General features: G+C 71.0%; 14 protein-coding genes and 2 pseudogenes. All 16 read left to right on the forward strand.

Going from position 1 to position 20407, the window contains the following annotated elements; translation table 11 throughout:
- Positions 1-115 precede the first annotated feature (115 nt).
- The 16 genes and pseudogenes from ACFYTE_RS20300 (at position 116) to ACFYTE_RS20375 (ending at position 20307) form a co-directional block, all read left to right on the forward strand.
- Entirely contained in the window at positions 116-538 is a 423-nt protein-coding gene (locus ACFYTE_RS20300) for a hypothetical protein (protein WP_388712278.1), read from the forward strand.
- 208 nt (positions 539-746) lie between these two features.
- The gene (locus ACFYTE_RS20305) at positions 747-1301 is read left to right on the forward strand and encodes a hypothetical protein (protein WP_388711969.1); all 555 of its coding nucleotides are present in this window, start codon (positions 747-749) and stop codon (positions 1299-1301) included.
- 428 nt (positions 1302-1729) lie between these two features.
- Entirely contained in the window at positions 1730-2443 is a 714-nt protein-coding gene (locus tag ACFYTE_RS20310) for a DUF2637 domain-containing protein (RefSeq protein WP_388711972.1), read from the forward strand.
- Positions 2444-2549: 106 nt separating this feature from the next.
- A complete protein-coding gene (locus ACFYTE_RS20315) occupies positions 2550-3653 on the forward strand; it encodes a hypothetical protein (RefSeq protein WP_388711974.1) in 1104 nt (367 codons plus the stop codon).
- A 48-nt stretch (positions 3654-3701) separates the two neighbouring features.
- Positions 3702-4502 carry a TIGR03936 family radical SAM-associated protein gene (locus ACFYTE_RS20320; protein ID WP_388711977.1) on the forward strand — a complete coding sequence of 267 codons (801 nt, stop codon included), beginning with the start codon at positions 3702-3704 and terminating at the stop codon, positions 4500-4502.
- A 261-nt stretch (positions 4503-4763) separates the two neighbouring features.
- On the forward strand, positions 4764-9254 hold the full coding sequence (locus tag ACFYTE_RS20325; RefSeq protein ID WP_388711980.1) for an Rne/Rng family ribonuclease: 4491 nt from the start codon (positions 4764-4766) through the stop codon (positions 9252-9254).
- 260 nt (positions 9255-9514) lie between these two features.
- The gene (gene rplU / locus ACFYTE_RS20330) at positions 9515-9835 is read left to right on the forward strand and encodes a 50S ribosomal protein L21 (protein ID WP_133911667.1); all 321 of its coding nucleotides are present in this window, start codon (positions 9515-9517) and stop codon (positions 9833-9835) included.
- Between the two features lie 13 nt (positions 9836-9848).
- Positions 9849-10103: a 50S ribosomal protein L27 gene (gene rpmA, locus ACFYTE_RS20335; protein WP_071384751.1), complete on the forward strand. Its 255-nt coding sequence runs from the start codon at positions 9849-9851 to the stop codon at positions 10101-10103.
- A gap of 137 nt (positions 10104-10240) precedes the next feature.
- A complete protein-coding gene (gene obgE / locus ACFYTE_RS20340; RefSeq protein ID WP_388711984.1) occupies positions 10241-11680 on the forward strand; it encodes a GTPase ObgE in 1440 nt (479 codons plus the stop codon).
- A gap of 232 nt (positions 11681-11912) precedes the next feature.
- Positions 11913-12864 (forward strand): annotated as a pseudogene (locus ACFYTE_RS20345) (alkaline phosphatase D family protein); the annotation flags it as partial.
- 57 nt (positions 12865-12921) lie between these two features.
- Positions 12922-13287, forward strand: coding sequence for a hypothetical protein (locus ACFYTE_RS20350; RefSeq protein ID WP_388711987.1), 366 nt, complete (start codon positions 12922-12924; stop codon positions 13285-13287).
- 213 nt (positions 13288-13500) lie between these two features.
- Positions 13501-15000, forward strand: coding sequence for an SDR family NAD(P)-dependent oxidoreductase (locus tag ACFYTE_RS20355; protein ID WP_388711990.1), 1500 nt, complete (start codon positions 13501-13503; stop codon positions 14998-15000).
- A 139-nt stretch (positions 15001-15139) separates the two neighbouring features.
- Positions 15140-17251: a hypothetical protein gene (locus ACFYTE_RS20360; RefSeq protein ID WP_388711993.1), complete on the forward strand. Its 2112-nt coding sequence runs from the start codon at positions 15140-15142 to the stop codon at positions 17249-17251.
- Positions 17252-17634: 383 nt separating this feature from the next.
- Complete coding sequence (locus tag ACFYTE_RS20365) at positions 17635-18792, forward strand: glycosyltransferase family 2 protein (RefSeq protein ID WP_388712281.1); 1158 nt, start codon at positions 17635-17637, stop codon at positions 18790-18792.
- A gap of 918 nt (positions 18793-19710) precedes the next feature.
- Positions 19711-19887 (forward strand): annotated as a pseudogene (locus ACFYTE_RS20370) (winged helix-turn-helix domain-containing protein); the annotation flags it as partial.
- 21 nt (positions 19888-19908) lie between these two features.
- Positions 19909-20307: a BTAD domain-containing putative transcriptional regulator gene (locus ACFYTE_RS20375; protein ID WP_388711996.1), complete on the forward strand. Its 399-nt coding sequence runs from the start codon at positions 19909-19911 to the stop codon at positions 20305-20307.
- Positions 20308-20407 lie beyond the last annotated feature (100 nt).

The raw sequence follows: 20407 nt of genomic DNA on the forward strand, positions 1-20407 counted from the left end.
TAATTAAGTTCGTTTTTTCTGTGCGGAGGCAGTCTGCGCCGCGCACCAGTGTCTCGCGCTAAACGGGGTGCACGCTAAACGGGGTGCACATCGGGAAGGTGGATCAGTGAGCAGTATGGACGCCGTATGGGTACGAGGCGTGAACGGCATTCAGATGCATCACGTGACCGACCTTCAAGACGCCGGCCGATTCCTGGGCAACGCGGCGATGGCGCTGCGGGCCGCCCATGTGCGGACCGGCGCCGATCACTACTCCAGCCTCGCCGCCGAACTGAAGGACCTGGTGGAGCGGGTCCGCCGGCTGGAGGACGAGGCGCGGTCGGGGATGCGTGACCTGCACTCCACCGACCCGGAGCGGTTCGCGCGCTGCCGGGACGGCCATGAGCCGTGGCCCGGCGAGATCGAGGCGGGGTTCATCCCGCGCCACACCTGCCAGGACGAGTGCCTGTACCACGACCGCGGGGTCGTGGAAGCCCTCACGCAGTGCATCTGCGGCCGCCCGCCGTGCCGCGCCTGCGAAATCGGCGGCAAGCTCTGAGCCGGCGGCAAGCTCTGAATCGGCGGCAAGCTCTGAATGGGCGGCAAGCTCCGGCGCGCGGCGGCCGGCCTCCGCGGGACTGATCACCGGGGCGAGGCGCCCGGCGCGGGATGATCCCTAGCGCCCCGACGGGACGGTTGAACCGGACGAAACGGGGGAACCGGAGGTTGTCCGATTCCGCAGAGACGCCTCGAAGGAGGTGCGTCCGATGTCAACAGGCGCGCTTGCGGCGATCATCGTCTTGGCGGTCGCGGTCGTCGTACTCGCTGCTGTGACGGCCTCGCTCTTGATGAGGCGACGTCGTCTCCGTGAGCGTTTCGGCCCCGAGTACGAGCGGACGGTCGAGGGATCGGGGGGCCGGCTGGCCGGTGAGCGTGAACTCAGGGAGCGGGAGAAGCGGCACGACGCCCTGGAGATCAAGCCGCTGCTCGCCGCCGCCCGCGAGCGGTACGTGGGCGAATGGCGCGGCGTCCAGGAGGAGTTCGTGGACCGGCCGCGGGACGCGGTGCACGACGCGGACCGGCTGGTGACCTCCCTCATGCATGAACGCGGCTACCCGACCGAGGGGTACGAACAGCAGATGAAGGACCTCTCGGTGGAACACGGCAGCACCCTCGAACACTACCGGTCCGCCCACGAGATCGAGGCGCTCAGCACCCGCCAGCAGGCCACCACCGAGCAACTGCGCGGCGCCATGGTCCATTACCGGGCGCTCTTCGACGAGTTGCTCTCCGAAGGCGGCAGGGCCCAGCCCGCCCGCTGAGCGGGCCCGGCGAGGTCCGTTGCGGGTGCGACAGCGCCCTGAAGGGGCGCGGACCGTATCGACATGCGGCTCCGCCGCGATGGGGGCCCTACGGGGACCTGGCGCACCCCGCCGAGCGGTCATACTTTCGTGCATTAAATGTTGTCATCAGGCACCCGGATACCCCTTGAGGGCGATTCAATCCCCCGAATGTCCGACACCTGGCCCACGGTTGCGCTCGTTAAGCCACCGTGATCTGGAAAGAGGGATGCGGAGCCATGAACCACCCGTCGGTCGTTGACGAATGCGGGTCGGTCGGCGGGGGGTCTGGACCCAACCACTGCTCGGACCTGCTCGATGATTTCCTGGACAAGATCAGAAAAATGGAGAGCGAATATCTGCGCGCTCTCGACGGAACGTGCTGAGCGGGAGCGCGGAGGAATTATCGGATGGACGGGAATTACGACGAGGCCGGTCTCTACAACCGTCACTACGCCCTGAGAACCGACCCAGACACACTCACCCAGCCCGCGTACGACACGGTGTCCCTGTCGGCGCAGCAGAGTTGGCACCCGCCGGCGCCGGAGGCCACCCACGCCTGGGACCTGGACGACGAACTGGCCCGGATGCTGTCCACCGCGGCCGCCACGGGCCCCGCGACCCGAGTGACCCGGCGCACGCCCCGCAGGAGCGGCCGACGGCGGCTGCGCACGGAGTCGCACTTCCTGGACGGCGGCCACCGGGTCACCCATGTGACGGTCCTGATCGTGGCGATCACCCTGTGCGCCGCCTCCATGCTGGGCTGGTCCGTCTCCTACTCCTACGGGCAACTGCGCACCATCGCCTTCTCCGTGCTGCCCTCGCACCTCGCGCAGTGGTGGCCGCTCACGGTGTACGGGCCGTGGTTCGTGGCGGCCCTGTCCATCCTGCGCGCGACGGTGCAGCGCCGCAGCGCACGGCGGTCCTGGGGGGTCATCCTGGCGGCCTCGGCCATGGCGGTGGCGCTGTGCGTCAGCCACTCCTCGCGCTCGCTGCTGTCGTACGTGATGCTCGGAATTCCGCCGATCACCGCCCTGGTGTGCTTCTGGGAGCTGGTCGGCCAGGTCTCCCCCCGGTTCCGCCCCCGGCACGGCGCGCACGCGCAGCGCAACTCCAAGACCTGACGGCGCGACCCCGCGACCCCCGACGTGAAGCCCCGACCGGCGGCAGACGCGTCACGCCCACCGGGCCCGCTGCATCCGTACGGGCGTTCGGCGCGTCTATGCCGGTATGGATCTCGAAAAGCCGCCGCCCCCGCCGCCGTCCGAGCCGCGGACCCCGGAGGGGTGTCTCGTCGTCGCGATCCGGATGCCCGTGCGGATCGTCGCGCTCGTGCTGGTGGTGCCGGTACGGATCGCTTGGGACGCCCTGGTCGCGGCCGGACGGCTGCTCACCGACTCCGTGCTGCGGCCGCTCGGGCGGGCCCTGCTGTGGCTCGGCCGGACCGTCTTCGTCCGGCCCCTGGTCGCGCTGTGGCGGTACGTCGTCGTGCCCGCGGGCAAGGCGCTCGGCCTGCTCGGACACGTTCTCGTCGTGGTACCGCTGGACTGGCTGTACCGGTATGTGCTGACGCCCGTCGGACACGCACTCGCCGGGCTCGCACGGGCGGCCGACGCCGGGCTGGCGTGGCTGTACGCGCGCGTGCTCGCCCCGGCCGGCCGCGGCGCCGGCCGGTTCCTGAAGGGTGCCGCGGCGCTGCTCGCCGCCCTGGGCACCGGGGTGTTCGCCGTCGTCGCCTGGCTGCTGCGCCATCTGCTCGTCGTCCCCGCGCAATGGCTGTACGTGCACCTCGTCGCGCCCGTCGGACGGGCCCTGGCCTGGCTGGTCGGTGCGCTCGTCACCGGGATCGGGGCCGTCCTGTACTGGACGGCCCGCATCCTGTTGGTGCTGCCCGCCCTCGCGCTGTGGCGCTGGGTGCTCGTGCCCGCGGGCCGGGTCCTCGCCGTCGTCGCCCGGGAGATCGGGACGGCGCTCGGTCACGCCTGGCGGGTCGCCGGGTACGTCTCGCGCGCCGTCGGACGCTTCCTCGGCACCCTCTTCCGGTGGCTCCTGGTGGAGCCGGTGCGCTGGGTGTACCGGACGGTTCTCACTCCGGTCGGGCATGTCCTCAGGGACGCGGTCCTGCGGCCCGCCGCCGAGATCGCGCGCGCCGTGGGGCGGGCCACCCGGCAGGCGCTGGCCGGCGCGCGCGAGACGGTACGGCAGGTGCGCGCCGATGTCCGCAGGGCCCTGTTCGGCGAGCCGCGGCGGCCGGAGCCGGTCGAGCGCCGGGAACTCGACGGCCGTGAGACACGTACTCTTGGTAGCAGTACGACCGCACTCACTAAGGACTGAACGACACTGGGCAAGCGACAGCCCGAAGGCCCGCCGCCCGCACCGGCGGTGCAGCGCATCCGACTGCGTTACACCAAGCGCGGCCGCCTCCGGTTCACCAGCCACCGTGACTTCCAGCGCGCCTTCGAGCGTGCGCTGCGCCGTGCCGAGGTGCCGATGGCGTACTCGGCGGGGTTCACGCCGCATCCGAAGGTGTCGTACGCCAATGCCGCACCCACCGGCACGGGCAGTGAGGCGGAGTACCTGGAGATCGCGCTCGCCGACGCCCGCGACCCGGAGGCGCTGCGTGTGCTGCTCGACGAGTCGCTGCCCGCCGGGCTCGACGTCGTCGACGCGGTCGAGGCCCGCACGGCGGGGCTCGCCGACCGGCTGACCGCCTCCGTGTGGGAGCTGCGGCTGGACGGCGTCGACCCGGCCGACGCGGCACGCGCGGTGAAGGCCTTCACCGAGGCCGGCACCGTCGAGGTGCAGCGCATGACCAAGAACGGCGTGCGTACGTTCGACGCCCGCGCCGCCGTCGTCGGTCTTGAGTGCCCGGCGAGCGCGGAAACGTACAGTTCGCAGCCTGATAGGCCGACCGGCCGGCCCTGTGCGATACTGCGGCTGGTTGTTCGGCACGTGACGCCTGCCGTACGACCCGACGACGTCCTGTCCGGTCTCCGCGCCGTGGCCGACCTGGCGCCGCCGGTCCCCGCAGCGGTGACCAGGCTGGCGCAGGGGCCGTTCGATGAAGAGACCGGCACGGTGACCGACCCGCTCGCGCCCGACCGCGAGGCAGCAGCGACCGAGCCGCAACCGGCCGCCGCCACTGCCACCGCGACGGCGCCGGTGCCGGAAGGTCCCGCGTAGGGACGGGCGTCGAAGCGCCGCCCTCGTACTCGGGAGCCACCTGGGTCGGGCAGCGCACCACCAGAAGACTTTCGCCAGGCCGTAGGCAACACGGCGTACGGAACCGGCGAGACAGGACACAGAGAGCTCCCGTGCGGCGCCCGCGCCCCGGACGGCGGTCATCGCGCATCGAGCGGGCCGCGGACGTCAGCGGTGGTCGATCGAGCGGATCGACGCCGGACCAGGCGCGGCGCCCGGGAGCCTGACGGGAGAAACGCCCGCATGCTCGAACCGATCGAACCCGCCGAGGGTTCCGAACCCAACACTCCGAGCGACACCCTGCCGCCGCGCAGGCGTCGCCGTGCCGCCTCGCGCCCGGCGGGTCCGCCCGTCGGGGCCGAGGCCAACGCCGAGGTGACCGACGAGACCCAGGTCGCCGAGGTGACCGTCGAGACGACGGCGGGCGCCGAGGCGCGCGTGTCCGTCGTGACCGACGAGCCAGTGAAGACAGAAGAGACCGAAGAGCCCGAAGGGGCTGAAGAGATCCAAGGGGCTGAAGAGATCCAAGGGGCTGAAGAGATCCAAGGGGCTGAAGAGATCCGAGGGACTGAAGAGGGGACTGAAGAGGCGGCGGTGAGTGAGTCCGCGGTCGCCGAAGCGCCTGGCGTCGAGGAGCCCGTCGCAGCGGAGCCCGCGCCACCCGTTCGTACGCGTCGTCGTGCGGCCCGCCGTGCCTCCGCGCCCGCCGGGTCCCCCACCGGCGCGGAGACCGTCGTACCGGCCGCGGGGCCGGTGGCCGAGGAGCAGGCCGAGACCGCGCCCGCCGAGGCGCCCGCCGCCGAGACGTCGGTCGGTGCCGAGGAGCCCGCGCCCGCCGCCCGCCCGCGTCGCCGGGCCGCGCGGCGCGCGTCCGCGCCGGCCGGTGCGCCGGCCACCGTGGAGGACGCCGTCGCCGAGACCGTCGTACCGGTGACCGCCGAGACCACCGTGGCGCCCGCGTCCGAAACCGGCGTCGAGAGCGCCGAGCCCGCGCCCGCCACCCGTACGCGTCGTCGGGCCACGCGCCGCGTGTCCGCGCCGGCCGGTGCCCCGGCCGCCGAGGCGGCCGAGGCCGTGGAGAGTGCCGCGTCCGCCGAGTCCGGTGCGCCCGCGGAAGTGCCCGCCGCCGAGGTGTCGGCCGCCGGTGAGGAGGCCGCGCCTGCCGCCCGCCCGCGTCGCCGGGCCGCGCGCCGGGCGTCCGCGCCCGCCGGTGCCCCGGCCGCCGAGGTGGCCGAGGCCGTGGAGAGCGCCGAGGTCGGTGCGCCCGTCGTGGAACCCGCCGAGGTCCCGGTCACCGCCGAGACCCCCGTCGCCGTCGAGGTGCCTGCCGGCGCCGAGGAGACCGGCGCGCGGCGCGTCCGCCGTCGGGCCGCCCGCCGGGTGTCCGCGCCCGCCGGTGCGCCCGCCGCCGAGACCGGACCCGCCGCCGAGGGCGGTCCTGCCGTCGAGACCGGCGCCTTCGCCGAGACCCGTGCCGCCGGCAGTGGCGCCGAGGCCGCGCGGTCCGTCGCGGTCGAGACCAAGGCCACCGAGTCCGCCGAGGAGCACGCTCCGCGTCGTACCCGTCGTCGTGTCGTGCGGCAGGCCGCCTCCGGGTTCTCCGAGCCCGCCCGGCAGCCCGCACAGCCGTCCGCCCAGGAGCAGGACCAGGAGCCCGCAGCGGACGCCGGGGCCGAAGCGCCGCGTCGGCCCGCGCGGCCCGCCGTCGCCGTGTTCCAGGCGCCCGTGTTCACCGAGCCGAAGTTCCAGACCCCGGAGCGGGCCGCCGCCGAAGCCGCCGCGGAGGCCGCTGAGCCGGAGGAGCCCGAGGAAACCGAGGAGCCCGAGGAAACCGAGGAAACCGTCGCGGAGCAGGCCGAGACCGGCACGCGGCGCCGCCGTCGCCGCCGGGGCACCGGCTACGGCGACGAGGCCCAGGCCGTCGAGACGCACGCCGAGGACAGCGCCGAGGAGCCGGAGGAGCCGGAGGATTCGGCCGAGGACGCCGACGGCGACGAGGCGGAGGAGACCGGCTCGCGCCGTCGCCGCCGCCGCGGCGGCCGGCGCCGGCGTCGCGGTGACTCCGGTGACGGCGAGGCCGGCGAGGGCGTGGACGCCGAGTCCGACGACCTCGCCGCCGACCAGGCCGCGCAGGACGCCGAGGACACGGCCGAGCAGGAGGAAGAGGACGCCGAGGACGTCCGCGCCGAGGAGAGCGGCGGCTCAAGCTCCAGCAGCCGGCGCCGTCGTCGGCGGCGCCGCCGTGCCGGTGACACCTCCGTCGACACGGAGCCCGGCGAGGGCGACCCGGAGCGCACGGTCGTCAAGGTCCGTGAGCCCCGCAAGCCCTCCGAGCCGTCCGACGAGGTGCAGTCCATCAAGGGCTCCACCCGGCTCGAAGCCAAGAAGCAGCGCCGCCGCGAGGGCCGCGAGCAGGGCCGTCGCCGCGTCCCGATCATCACCGAGGCCGAGTTCCTGGCCCGTCGCGAGGCCGTCGAGCGCGTGATGGTCGTCCGGCAGAACGGCGACCGCACGCAGATCGGCGTCCTGGAGGACGGCGTGCTCGTCGAGCACTACGTCAACAAGGAGCAGTCGACCTCGTACGTCGGCAACGTCTACCTCGGCAAGGTGCAGAACGTGCTGCCGTCGATGGAGGCCGCCTTCATCGACATCGGCAAGGGCCGCAACGCCGTGCTCTACGCCGGCGAGGTCAACTTCGAGGCGCTCGGACTCGCGAACGGCCCGCGCCGCATCGAGTCCGCGCTGAAGTCCGGCCAGTCCGTGCTCGTCCAGGTCACGAAGGACCCCATCGGGCACAAGGGCGCGCGTCTGACCAGCCAGGTCTCGCTGCCCGGCCGTTACCTCGTGTACGTGCCCGAGGGCTCCATGACCGGCATCAGCCGCAAGCTGCCCGACACGGAGCGGGCGCGGCTGAAGACCATCCTCAAGAAGATCGTCCCCGAGGACGCGGGCGTCATCGTGCGCACCGCCGCCGAGGGCGCGAGCGAGGAGGAGCTGCGCCGGGACGTCGAGCGGCTTCAGGCGCAGTGGGAGGACATCCGGAAGAAGGCGAAGAGCGGCAGTTCCAGTGCGCCTTCGCTGCTGTACGGCGAGCCGGACATGACCGTCCGGGTGGTGCGCGACATCTTCAACGAGGACTTCTCCAAGGTCATCGTCAGCGGTGACGACGCCTGGGAGACCGTCCACGGCTACGTCGCGCACGTCGCGCCGGACCTCGCCGACCGGCTGCAGAGGTGGACCAGCGAGGTCGATGTCTTCGCCACGTACCGGATCGACGAGCAGCTGGCCAAGGCGCTGGACCGCAAGGTCTGGCTGCCCAGCGGCGGTTCGCTGGTCATCGACCGGACCGAGGCGATGGTCGTCATCGACGTCAACACCGGCAAGTTCACCGGTCAGGGCGGCAACCTGGAGGAGACCGTCACCAGGAACAACCTGGAGGCGGCGGAGGAGATCGTGCGCCAGCTGCGGCTGCGCGACCTCGGCGGCATCATCGTCATCGACTTCATCGACATGGTGCTGGAGTCCAACCGGGACCTGGTGCTGCGGCGCCTGCTGGAGTGCCTGGGCCGGGACCGCACGAAGCACCAGGTCGCGGAGGTGACCTCGCTGGGCCTGGTGCAGATGACCCGCAAGCGGGTCGGCCAGGGCCTGCTGGAGTCCTTCTCGGAGACCTGCGTGCACTGCAACGGCCGCGGCGTCATCGTGCACATGGAGCAGCCGGCGTCCCTGGGCGGCGGCGGCAAGCGCAAGAAGCGCGGGCGCGGCGGCGACGGACAGGTGCACGAGGCCGAGGCCGCGGTCGTCGAGGCGACCGTGACCGCCGAGCAGGAGGCGGAGAGCGAGGCCGAGGCCGCGGCGGAGGCCGCCGTGCCGGTCGCGCTCCCCGCGCCCGACTTCGCGCCCGACGAGGAGCTGTACAGCAGCGTCGCCGAGGCGGAGGCCGCGGCGTCCGGCCGCGGGCGCAGCCGACGCCGGGCGAGCCGCCGGGCCTCGGCTCCGGCGGGCACGCCCAGGGGCGAGTCCGTACGGCCGGAGGCGACGGCTCCCGCGGCCGAGGCGGAGCCGGTGCAGCCGGTGCCGGCCGCCGAGGCGCAGGCCGAGCCGGTGGCGGTCGAGGACCCGGCCGTCGCCGCGCCGCCCGCCGCCGAGGAGCCGGCGCCGACCGGCCGTACGCGTCGTCGCGCGACCCGGAAGGTGTCGGCACCGGCCGGTTCCCCCGCGGGCGCCGAGGCGGCCGTGGTGACGGTCACCGAGGCCGCGCCCGCGGCCGGGGAGCCGGCGTCCGAGCCCGCGGCACCGGCCGCGGAGGAGCCCGCGGAGGCAGCCGCTCCGGCCCGTCCGCGGCGCCGCGCCGTCCGCAAGGCCACCGCGCCGACCGCGGCCGAGGAGACCGCCGTGGTGGTGGTCCCGGGGACCGCGGCGGAGGAAGCGGCCACGACCGAGGGCGAGCCGCACGCGGAGGCCCCGGCCGCCGCCGAGTCGGCTGAGCCGGTCGAGTCGGCTGAGTCGGTCGAGTCGGCTGAGTCGGTCGAGGAAGCGGCTCCGGCCAAGAAGGCGGCCCGCAAGACCGCCAAGAAGGCCACGGCGAAGAAGGCCGCCACCAAGAAGACCGCGGCCAAGAAGACGGCCGCGAAGAAGACGACGGCCAAGAAGGCGGCGAAGACCGCCAAGACGGCCGCCGCCAAGTCGACGGCGAAGAAGACCGCGGTCTCGGCCGCCGCCGACGAGAGCTGACCGCGCGCGACGCGGAGTGCGCCCGACGCGGGGTGCGGCCGGTCCCTGTGACCGGCCGCACCCCGGCCGGACGGGGCCCGGTTTGACCCTCCCGGTCAGCTCCCCGTAACCTTGACCGTCGGCGTGTCCGTCCACAGAGGCACGCCACATCCCCGTAAACCTCTTCCTTCCGGGCACACGGTTGGCCGGGAGAGGTCGTCCGTGCTGTTCCGGTCGGCTGGCCTGCGGGGGTGCCGTTTCCGAGCGAAAGAGAGATCCGCGTGTACGCCATCGTGCGTAGCGGTGGCCGCCAGCACAAGGTTGCTGTCGGTGACATCGTCGAGGTTGACAAGATTTCCACCGCCCAGGTTGGCGACACGGTCGAGCTCTCGACCCTGCTCGTTGTCGACGGCGACGCTGTGACCAGCGACCCGTGGGTGCTGGCCGGCATCAAGGTCCAGGCCGAGGTCGTGGACCACCACAAGGGCCAGAAGATCGACATTCTGCGCTACAAGAACAAGACCGGCTACCGCCGTCGCCAGGGCCACCGCCAGCAGTACACGGCGATCAAGGTCACCGCGATCCCCGCGGCTGCGAAGTAAGGACTGAGGAGACATGGCACACAAGAAGGGCGCATCGTCCACTCGGAACGGTCGCGACTCCAACGCCCAGCGGCTCGGCGTGAAGCGCTTCGGCGGTCAGGTCGTGAACGCGGGCGAGATCCTCGTCCGCCAGCGCGGCACCCACTTCCACCCGGGCGCGGGCGTCGGCCGTGGCGGCGACGACACGCTGTTCGCGCTTGAGGCCGGTGCGGTGGAGTTCGGTACCCACCGTGGCCGCAAGGTCGTGAACATCGTTCCGGTCGCCTGACCCAGGCGCCCGACCGTACGTTTCGCGAGGCGGACCTCACTTCCCGGGCGGGAAGGCGGGTCCGCCTTTCGCGTGTTACCCAGCACGACATTCGTATCCCCTGCCGTCGGCCGGGGCATCCCCAGGAGGCACCCACCATGACCACCTTCGTGGACCGCGTCGAACTGCATGTCGCCGCGGGTAACGGAGGTCACGGCTGTGCCTCCGTACACCGTGAGAAGTTCAAGCCGCTGGGCGGCCCGGACGGCGGCAACGGCGGGCGCGGCGGCGATGTGCTCCTGACCGTCGACCAGTCGGTCACCACGCTGCTCGACTACCACCACTCCCCGCACCGCAAGGCCACCAACGGCAAGCCCGGCGAGGGCGGCAACCGCTCCGGCAAGGACGGCCAGGACCTGATTCTGCCGGTACCGGACGGCACCGTCGTGCTGGACGGGGCGGGCCGGGTGCTCGCCGACCTGGTCGGGCACGGCACGTCGTACGTCGCCGCGCAGGGCGGCCGGGGCGGGCTCGGCAACGCGGCGCTGGCCTCCGCCCGGCGCAAGGCGCCCGGGTTCGCGCTGCTCGGTGAGCCGGGTGACCTCCAGGACATCGTGCTGGAGCTGAAGACGGTCGCCGACGTGGCCCTCGTCGGCTATCCGAGCGCGGGCAAGTCCTCGCTGATCTCGGTGCTGAGCGCGGCCAAGCCGAAGATCGCGGACTACCCCTTCACCACCCTGGTGCCGAACCTGGGCGTGGTGACCGCGGGCGCCACCGTGTACACCGTCGCCGACGTGCCGGGGCTGATCCCCGGCGCCAGCCAGGGCAAGGGGCTCGGCCTGGAGTTCCTGCGGCACGTGGAGCGGTGCAGCGTGCTGGTGCACGTGCTGGACACGGCGACCCTGGAGTCCGACCGCGACCCGCTCTCCGACCTCGACGTCATCGAGGAGGAGCTGAAGCAGTACGGCGGGCTCGGCGACCGCCCCCGGATCGTCGTCCTCAACAAGGTCGACGTGCCGGACGGCAAGGACCTGGCCGAGATGGTGCGACCGGACCTGGAGGCGCGCGGCTACCGCGTCTTCGAGGTGTCCGCGGTGGCGCACATCGGACTGAAGGAACTGTCATACGGGCTCGGTGAGCTGGTGGCCACGGCACGGGCCGCGAAGCCGAAGGAGGAGGCGACGCGGATCGTCATCCGGCCGAAGGCGGTCGACGACGCGGGCTTCGCGGTGACGCGCGAGGACGACGGCCTGTTCCGGGTGCGCGGCGAGAAGCCGGAACGCTGGGTGCGGCAGACCGACTTCACCAACGACGAGGCCGTCGGCTACCTCGCCGACCGGCTCAACCGCCTCGGTGTCGAGGAGGAGTTGATGAAGGCGGGCGCCCGCTCCGGAGACGGCGTCGCGATCGGCCCCGAGGAGAACGCGGTCGTCTTCGACTGGGAGCCGTCGGTGATGGCGGGCGCGGAGATGCTGGGCCGGCGCGGCGAGGACCACCGGTTCGAGGAGCAGCGGCCCGCCGTCCAGCGGCGACGCGAGCGGCAGGCCGAACGCGACGAGGCCACCCAGGAGTTCGACTCCTTCGATCCCTTCGAGTGAGCCACGCGGTTCCCGGGTCGGGCGGTTACAGCCGCCGAGCCGAACCGCTGATCTGACGTCAGACTTGTTGCGGCACGGCCACGTTCGCGTGGCCGGAGGGCCGCGACGGGTCTTTTACCGTCCTTCTTTTTGTCATGCACGCGCATGCCTGCGTTCAGGGCGCAAGTCGTCCGGCCGTGGCAGCTTCCGAGTGTCCATGCCCAAGAGGCCACTGTGACAAGGGAGTCTGCGCATGACCGGAGCAGTATCGCCCGACCGCCGTCGTCTGCTGACCGCCGGCGCCGCCGCGCTCGGCGCCGCCGCCGTTGCCCCGCTGTGGCTGCCCACCACGGACTGGGCGGCCGAGACAGCGCTGCCCGACGGGGTGTTCGGCCTCGGCGTCGCCTCCGGCGACCCTCCCCCACTGCCTTGACGGCGTGGGGGGACCCCCGCCCGACGGCATCGTGCTGTGGACCCGGCTCGCCCCCGACCCGCTGAACGGCGGCGGGATGCCCGACGCCGTCGTCCCGGTGCAGTGGGAGATCGCCGAGGACGAGCGGTTCCGGCGGACCGTACGCCGGGGCGTGGCCCAGGCCCGGCCCGAGTACGGACACAGCGTCCACGTGGATGTGCGGGGGCTGCGCCCCGAGCGCGCCTACTGGTACCGCTTCCGGGCCGGCGGCCGGCTCTCGCCCACCGGCCGCACCCGCACCGCGCCCGCCCCGCACCGCGCGGGCGGCTCGCTGCGCATGGCGCTCGCCTCCTGCCAGAACTGGCAGCACGGCTACTTCACCCCGTACGCCGACATGCTTGCCCAGGACCCCGACGTCGTGCTCTTCGTCGGCGACTACATCTACGAGTCGGCGCCGTCGGCGACGGCGGTGCGCCGCCACGAGGGCACGGGGGAGCCGTACACACTGGCCGAGTACCGCAACCGCTACGCCCAGTACCACACCGACCCGGACCTGGCCGCGATGCACGCGCACGCGCCCTGGGTGGTCACCTTCGACGACCACGAGGTCGACAACGACTTCGCAGGACAGGTTCCGCAGGACCCCGACAAGCAGCCGCACGACGCGTTCGTGGCCCGGCTGACCGCGGCCTACCAGGCGTACTACGAGCACATGCCGGTGCGCGCGAGCGCGGTCCCGAACGGCCCGCACATCCGGATGCACCGCCGACTGGACTTCGGCGGGTGGAGTCGGACGTGCCGGGCGTGCACCTGAAGTGTCGGCGCGTTCGCGGGAGCGCGCAGGGACCCGGTGACCATGGAGACGGACTGTACGCGAGACGGCAATCTCCTCCGGCCGGTCCCGGACACCGCGAATCGTTCACTCACCCGTGCCGAGACCGAAATGCTGCGGAATCTTGATGTGGAATTCCGTGGTAATGAACTGCCGGATGCGCGGTATTCCTGGCTGGTTCGTAACGGCGCGGTCATGCATATGAAGAACACGTGCAGTCCCATGCCGCAGAACGTGAAGATCGTCACGCCCCGGTGGGCGGTCGAGGCCGCCGCCGGGAGCGGCAGACCGCGCAGGCCAAGGTGCGCACGTGCACCAGGCGTCGTGGAAGAGCCGGTGCGGGTGCTCGGCCACCGCTGTCTCAAGCGGCTGCGGCGCCGCTGAGCCGATGAGGCGTCACGTTCTGCAAGGACATGCCCTGTGGAGTTACTCACAGCAATTCCCCGGGCCTCTTCCGCAGGGCATCGCCTATCCCCAGGCCCGGAAGGTGAATGACAGGTTGCGCGCACATATGCAACGAAGGGCGCTCACCTTGCACTGCGGTTACTCGAAGTGGGACCATTTCCGGGTTCCCTGACGCCCCAAGGTAGGTCACCTGTGTCCCAGCACATAGCCAAGCCCCGTACCACCGCAGTGATCCTGGCCGGTGGCACCGGCCAGCGGGTGGGTCTGTCGATCCCCAAGCAGCTGCTGAAGATCGCCGGCAAGGCAGTCATCGAGCACACCCTGACCACCTTCGAGAACACCGACTCGATCGACGACGTCATCGTGCTGATGGCGCCGGGCTATGTGCCGGACGTGGAGAAGATCGTCGCCAGGGCCGGGTTCACCAAGGTCAAGGAGATCATCGAGGGCGGCTCCACCCGCAACGAGACCACCGAGCGGGCCATCGCCGCCCTCGGTGCGGATCTGGCCCCGGGCGAGGACCTCAACGTCCTCTTCCATGACGCCGTACGCCCCCTGCTGTCCCGGCGCGTCATCGACGACTGTGTCACCGCCCTGGAGCGCTACCAGGCCGTCGACGTCGCCATCCCGTCCGCGGACACCATCATCGTCACGCGCACCCACGGCCAGGACGGCGAGTTCATCACCGAGATCCCGGACCGCTCCCGGCTGCGCCGCGGCCAGACCCCGCAGGCCTTCAAGCTGTCCACGATCCGCCGCGCCTACGAGGTCGCCGCCGGTGACCCCAACTTCCAGGCCACCGACGACTGCTCGGTCGTGCTCAAGTACCTGCCCGACGTGCCGATCCATGTCGTGGCGGGTGACGAGTACAACATGAAGGTGACCCAGCCGGTCGACGTGTTCATCGCCGACAAGCTCTTCCAGCTCGGCTCCACCGCCGCGCCCGAGCAGAAGGGCGAGGAAGCCTACCGGGAACTGCTCGCCGGCCGGACCGTCGTGATCTTCGGCGGTTCCTACGGCATCGGCAAGGACATCGCCGAACTCGCCGGGGCCTACGGCGCTCAGGTCTACGCCCTCGGCCGCTCCACCACCGGCACCCACGTGGAGAACCCCGAGGAGGTCGACGACGCGCTGTCCAGGGCGTACGCGGAGACCGGGCGGATCGACTACGTCGTCAACACCGCTGGAGTGCTGCGCATCGGCAAGCTCGCCGAGACCGACAACGCCACCATCGAGGAGGCGCTGAAGGTCAACTACCTGGCGCCGGTGCAGATCGCGCGCTCCGCGTACAAGTACCTGGCCGAGACCAAGGGGCAGTTGCTGCTGTACACCTCCAGCAGCTACACCCGCGGCCGGGCCGAGTACAGCCTGTACTCCTCCACCAAGGCCGCCATGGTGAACCTCACCCAGGCGTTGTCCGACGAGTGGGCCGGCGACGGCATCCGCGTCAACTGCGTCAACCCGGAGCGCACCGCCACCCCGATGCGCACCAAGGCCTTCGGCCAGGAGCCCGCGGGCACCCTGCTCTCCTCCGAGGCCGTGGCCCGCACCTCGCTCGACGTGCTGCTGTCCGAACTGACCGGTCATGTCATCGATGTCCGTCAGCAGGATCCGACAGCCGGCGCCAGCAGGGCGTCCGGATTCGAGCAGGCACTTGCCAGCGTCCTTGACCGCCAGGACGGCGTGGCATAATCGACAGGAAATAAGCATCTGTCATTCAGGCCCCTGTGGCTGCGCGTTAGCGGAGCATTCACAGGGGCCTGAATCCTTAAAACTCGCAGACCGTCCGTAAGGTCTCATTCCGGCCGTTTTGTCAGCAAAAAGGTTCTCCGTGATATCCACCGCCATTCGCGTCGCCCGGGTGGGAAGCGCGGCCGAGCTGGCCGCGGCGGCCCTCATGATGCTGGGCTTCCCCTGCCTCATGGTGGCCGCGCTCGTCCCGAGTGTGTACGCCTTCGCGGCCGCGGCCGCAGTGACCTACCTCGCGGACCACTATCTGCACCGCAAGGGCAGCTACCTGATCAACCGCCTCGGCAAGGTACGCGCAGGGCTGTCGATCCGCTTCCTGATCCGGCAGCTGCTCCTGGTCCTGCTGCTGGCCCGGATGTCCCTCGCGGACAACCTGATCTACTACGGCGCGATCGCCTGCTTCATCGCCTTCTTCGCCCTGCAGGCCCCGCACGGCGCGCTGGTCACCCTGATCCGCAACCGCCGCCGCATGCCGGTCGCCACCCGCAACGTCGACCTGAAGTCCCGGATCCGCATCCCGGACGCCCCGCCGCAGGGCCTGCTGCACCGCTCCGCCGAGAAGATGCTCCACCTCGACCTGTTCGCGGTCGCCGGCATCCTGGTCGGCGCCGCGCTGGACAGGTCCGGCTACGGCTACGCGGGCATCGGTCTGACGGTGCTGCTCGCCCTGCTGTACGTCCTCGCGCTCATGCCCTACGTACGCGGCCGCAAGATCCCGCCGAACGCCGAGCAGGTACTGGCGGCCGTCGACGGCTGGCTGGCCGTGTACAAGCCGGAGACGGTGCTCTACTTCTCCGGCTCCAAGGACTCCACGTACCAGGTCAACATGTGGCTGGAGACCATGGAGCAACTGGACACCCGGCCGCTGGTCATCCTGCGCGAGCGGGTCATCCTGCAGAACCTCGCCCCGACCACGGTCCCCGTCGTCTGCGTGCCCGGCGGTGTGCATCTGATGAACATGGACCTGTCCACGGTGCGGGTCGCGCTGTACGTGGCGAACGTCGGCAAGAACATCCACCTGCTGCGCGTACCGACCATGAAGCACGTCTTCATCGGCCACGGCGACAGCGACAAGCTGGCCAGCGTCAACCCGTTCAGCAAGGTCTACGACGAGGTGTGGACCGCGGGCCGCGCGGGCCGCGACCGGTATGCCATCGCCGACGTGGGCGTCCGTGACGAGGACATCGTCGAGGTCGGACGCCCGCAGCTGGCGCCCATCCGCACCTGGCAGGGCGTGCCCGAGGACCGGATGCCGACCGTGCTGTACGCGCCCACCTGGGAGGGCTGGGACGACAACCCGGGCAACACCTCGATCCTGCTCGCCGGCGAGAACATCGTGCGCCGGCTGGTCCAGGCCGACCCGCCCGTCCGCGTCCTCTACAAGCCGCACCCCTTCACCGGCACCCGCAGCGCCCGGGCCAAGGCCGCCCACGAGCGGATCACCGCCCTGGTCGAGAAGGCCGCCGCACAGCGCGCCACCGACCCCCGGTTCCCCGCCGACCCGGCCGCGCAGGCACAGGCCGGGGCCGAGCTGGCCCGCATCGAGGCCCGGCTCGCCGAGCTGTCCGGCGCCGGCGGTGAGAAGGGCGACGAGGCCGAGGCGTCCCGGGACGGCGTCGTCGACGTCACCAGGCACGAGGAGATCGCCCGGCTGCGCACCGAGTGGAACGCCGCCTACTGGCGCTCCTTCCCGGCGCACGAGCACCGGGTCATCGCGGGCGCCGAGCCGCGTCTGTACGACTGCTTCAACGTCTCCGACGCGATGGTCTCCGACATATCCAGCGTGGTCTCCGACTTCATCGCGAGCGGCAAGCCCTACGCGGTCACGGACTCCGCCGAGCTGGGCGTGGAGGAGTTCAAACGGCAGAACACGGCCGTGCGCGCCGCGGTGATCCTGTCCAACGGCGCCCAGGAGCTGGGCGGTCTGCTGGCCGCCGTACGCGACCCGGCGGCCGACCCGCTGGCCGACGACCGTGCGGAGCTGAAGCGGTATCTGCTCGGCCCGGACGAGCCGGCGTCCATCGACCAGTTCAACGCCGCGGTGGCCGGCCTCGCCCGCAAGGCCGAGACCCGCAACCTCGGCCAGGCGAACCGGGCCGCGGCCGGCGGTGCGGAGGCGGGCGCGCTGGCGGAACTGCTGCCCGGGCAGCGGCTGTCGTCCGCGGGCGAGACGGACGGTGTGACGGCGGGCTGACGCCCCGCCGAAGCCACGGCCCGGTCTTCCGGAGAGTGATCTCCGGAAGACCGGGCCCTTTTGGCTCGGTTTTCGCTTCGGTTTTCTCTTCGGATCGTTTTCGGATTCCTCACCGCGTCTTCTTACCGTCGGTTCTCGTCACTCCTGAGCAATTCTTACCGGCCGCGCGTACTGTCCGGTGTCACCCATTACCGCCCCTGCCCGTCCGTTCGCTGTGTGACGTGCGCCACTCATTGTGTACCGCAAGGCAACCAGCACGCCCCGCTCCTCGTCTAACAGGTTGCGATTGAGGTGATACGGGGGAAATATTCCATTGACTAGGGGGAAACGTGACCGTCGTGACGCAGCCTGATGTGAGCGTGATCATCGGGGCGTACGAAGCGATGCCGTACCTGGTCGAGTGCCTGAAGTCCGTCGAGGCACAGACCATCGACCCGGGGCGCATCGAGGTCATCGCGGTCGATGACGGCTCCACCGACGGGACGGGGGAGTACCTGGAGGAGTTCGCGGCCCGCGCTCCCATGCCGGTCACCGTGATCCGGCAGGAGAACTCCGGCGGCCCCAGCGGCCCGCGCAACGTCGGCCTCGGCAAGGCGGGCGGACGCTACGTGTTCTTCCTCGACGCCGACGACCGGCTCGGGCCCGAGGCCCTGGAGCGCATGGTCGCCATGGCCGACGAGAACGGCACCGATGTGGTCCTCGGCCGGGTCGAGGGCATCAACCGCACCCCGCCCAAGTCGATGTGGGGCAAGACGCTCGGCCGTACCGACGTCTTCTCCTCCAACATCAAGTTCACGCTGAGCGCGCAGAAGCTGTTCCGCCGGGCGCTGCTGGACCGGCACGGGATGCGCTTCGACGAGTCCCTGTGGACCGGCGAGGACGCGCTGTTCACCATGGAGGCGTATCTGCGGGCCGACGGCGTCTCCGTGCTCGCCGACTACACCTGCTACTACCTGGTGGGCCGCGAGGACGGCAAGCACGTCACGAAGACCGGCGGCTACGCGCTCCGCTTCGACTCCGCCCGCGCCCTGATGAACCTGATCGCCGAGATGGTCCCGGCCGGCGACCGGCGTGATGTCCTGATGGTCCGGCCCTTCCTGGTGACGCTCCTGCCGCAGTTCGGCCCCAGGTATCTGAAGGACAGCGAGGAGGTCAGGCGGGACAAGTTCGCGTTGGCCAAGCCGCTGATGGACGCCCACTGGACGCCCGGGGTCGCCCGGCGGCTCAAGGTGCACGAGCGCCTGCGCCTGCATCTGGTGGCGACCGGCAGCCCGGACCTCCTGGTGGACGTCGTGGAGTTCGTCCGGGCGAAGCGGCAGGCCGCCGCCGTGCTGGAGCGGCGGGGCACCCGCGTCTACCTCGTCTACCCGCACTTCCGCTCCCGTGCGGCCGGCATCCCCGACAGCCTCTACCTCGCCGAGGCCCGCGAGGCCCGCGCCTTCGAGGGCTACCGCGAGGCGAGCGCCAACTCCTTCTTCCGCCGAGCCCTCCGCAAAATCCGCCGCACCCTCCGCCCGGGCGGCTTCGGCGTGGCAGCCTGACGCGACCGCCCCCCGGGTGGGCCTGGAGGGCCGGTGTGGGCGCGTACGCAAGCCCTCCGGGCCCCGGGAGTCAACTCCCGCCCGTAGGGCGCCTGTTGGCTTCGAGGGGGCCGCTCATGGGGTCGTGTGTGACGGGGGTCGATGAGGCTGGGGGCTGGGCGGGGCCGTTTCTGAGGGTTTCGGGCCGCGCCCTCGGTCAGGTCCGCCGCCCGCCCGTCGGCGGCTTCGGCACGGCAGCGGCCTGAGGGGGTCGGTCCCGGGTGGGCCTGGAGGGCCGGTGCGGAGCCGTTCGCCGGCCCTCCGGTTCCAGGGGCCAACTCCGGTTACATAGGCACCCATTGGCGTTGGGGAGGCTGCTTACGGTGTCGTGCCGTGGCGGGGTTCGGTGGGGCTTGGAGCGGCGGTCGGCGGTGGTTCAGCTTGGACGGCCCGGGTTGCATCCGTGGGGCGGTAAGTGCTGGGCGTGTCCACGGCGTCGGGTGTGCACGGAGATAGTTCACGCCGTCGACGGTCCACATCGAAGTCACCGTGACGAGGCCGTTGTCCGCTTCGCCGATACCCGCCCAGTGACTGTCGGCCCACGTGTGCACTCTCTCGGCCGTTGGCCAGGCTGACGAAGAGGCCAGACGGCTATCCGGGGACCTCCGTGCTGCGGTTGGCTCCCTCTCCCTACCTACCTGCCGCCGCGCCGTCATCGCGCCGGATTTAACGAACTACCGGTAGCGGCAGCAGGACAATGACTGAGGCAGGGTTTCGCCAGTTGGCTGATTTTGCTCTACAGCTTCAAAGGTGAACCGGAACCGGTGATGCGCTCGCGGTGGCCGAAACGGCTACGAAACAGGAGACGCCAGGATGCTGTGAGATGTTGTTAAGGTAAAATTTCGGCATTGCTGGGGATGCCCTACGACTCCGCAACAGCGCAGCACGCTGTCCGCGCTGCTTCTTGACGCTAATCGAGTCATCACTATCGAGAGACTGATACGAGCGATATGGGGCGATAATCCGACCGAGTCTGCGCGCAACGCCATACAGGGATACATATCCAAGATCAGACGCCTGCTGGCAAAATTTCCTGATTCTGAAATAGAAACCAGTCCGCAAGGATATTCCCTGCAGGTGGACAAGGAAAAGGTCGACCTCTACCGTTTCCGTCGCCTCGTCGTAACGGCGCAGAATGCAGACGCGGTGCATGCCGGTGAGATTCTGCACGAGGCGCTTGAGTTGTGGCACGGTCCTCCGCTCACGGGAGTGGCCGGTCACTGGTTGACATCCAGGGTCGGCACATGCCTGGAGGAGGAGCGCCTGTCCGTCCTGGAGGAACATGCCGCGGTCATTCTTGAAGTCGGACGTCTTCGTGAGGCGATCGTAGAATTGACCCCCCTCGTTGCTGATTACCCCCTCCGTGAGCGCTCTGCAAGTCTCCTCATGGTCGCCCTGCATAGATCAGGGAGGCGGCACTTGCAGCGTGTTGCCGAAGGTGGTGATCAGAGAACCTCCCTGGCCTGGCCGAGGTAGGGCTGGAGGTCAGTGCGGGCGCGGGCATGGTTCGCTGTGGCGGCCCCGTCCGGTGCCCGGTACTGGCGCGGATATGAAGACCTGGCACGACTCCGGCCTC

The sequence above is a fragment of the Streptomyces sp. NPDC004629 genome (assembly GCF_042873595.1).
Lineage (GTDB): Bacteria > Actinomycetota > Actinomycetes > Streptomycetales > Streptomycetaceae > Streptomyces.

Excerpts from the sequence above, each read along its gene's own strand:
- ACFYTE_RS20300 (WP_388712278.1), top strand. The coding sequence starts at position 116 with ATGGACGCCGTATGGGTACGAGGCGTGAACGGCATTCAGATGCATCAC.
- ACFYTE_RS20305 (WP_388711969.1), top strand. The coding sequence starts at position 747 with ATGTCAACAGGCGCGCTTGCGGCGATCATCGTCTTGGCGGTCGCGGTC.
- ACFYTE_RS20310 (WP_388711972.1), top strand. The coding sequence starts at position 1,730 with ATGGACGGGAATTACGACGAGGCCGGTCTCTACAACCGTCACTACGCC.
- ACFYTE_RS20315 (WP_388711974.1), top strand. The coding sequence starts at position 2,550 with ATGGATCTCGAAAAGCCGCCGCCCCCGCCGCCGTCCGAGCCGCGGACC.
- ACFYTE_RS20325 (WP_388711980.1), top strand. The coding sequence starts at position 4,764 with ATGCTCGAACCGATCGAACCCGCCGAGGGTTCCGAACCCAACACTCCG.
- rpmA (WP_071384751.1), top strand. The coding sequence starts at position 9,849 with ATGGCACACAAGAAGGGCGCATCGTCCACTCGGAACGGTCGCGACTCC.
- obgE (WP_388711984.1), top strand. The coding sequence starts at position 10,241 with ATGACCACCTTCGTGGACCGCGTCGAACTGCATGTCGCCGCGGGTAAC.
- ACFYTE_RS20365 (WP_388712281.1), top strand. The coding sequence starts at position 17,635 with ATGCCGTACCTGGTCGAGTGCCTGAAGTCCGTCGAGGCACAGACCATC.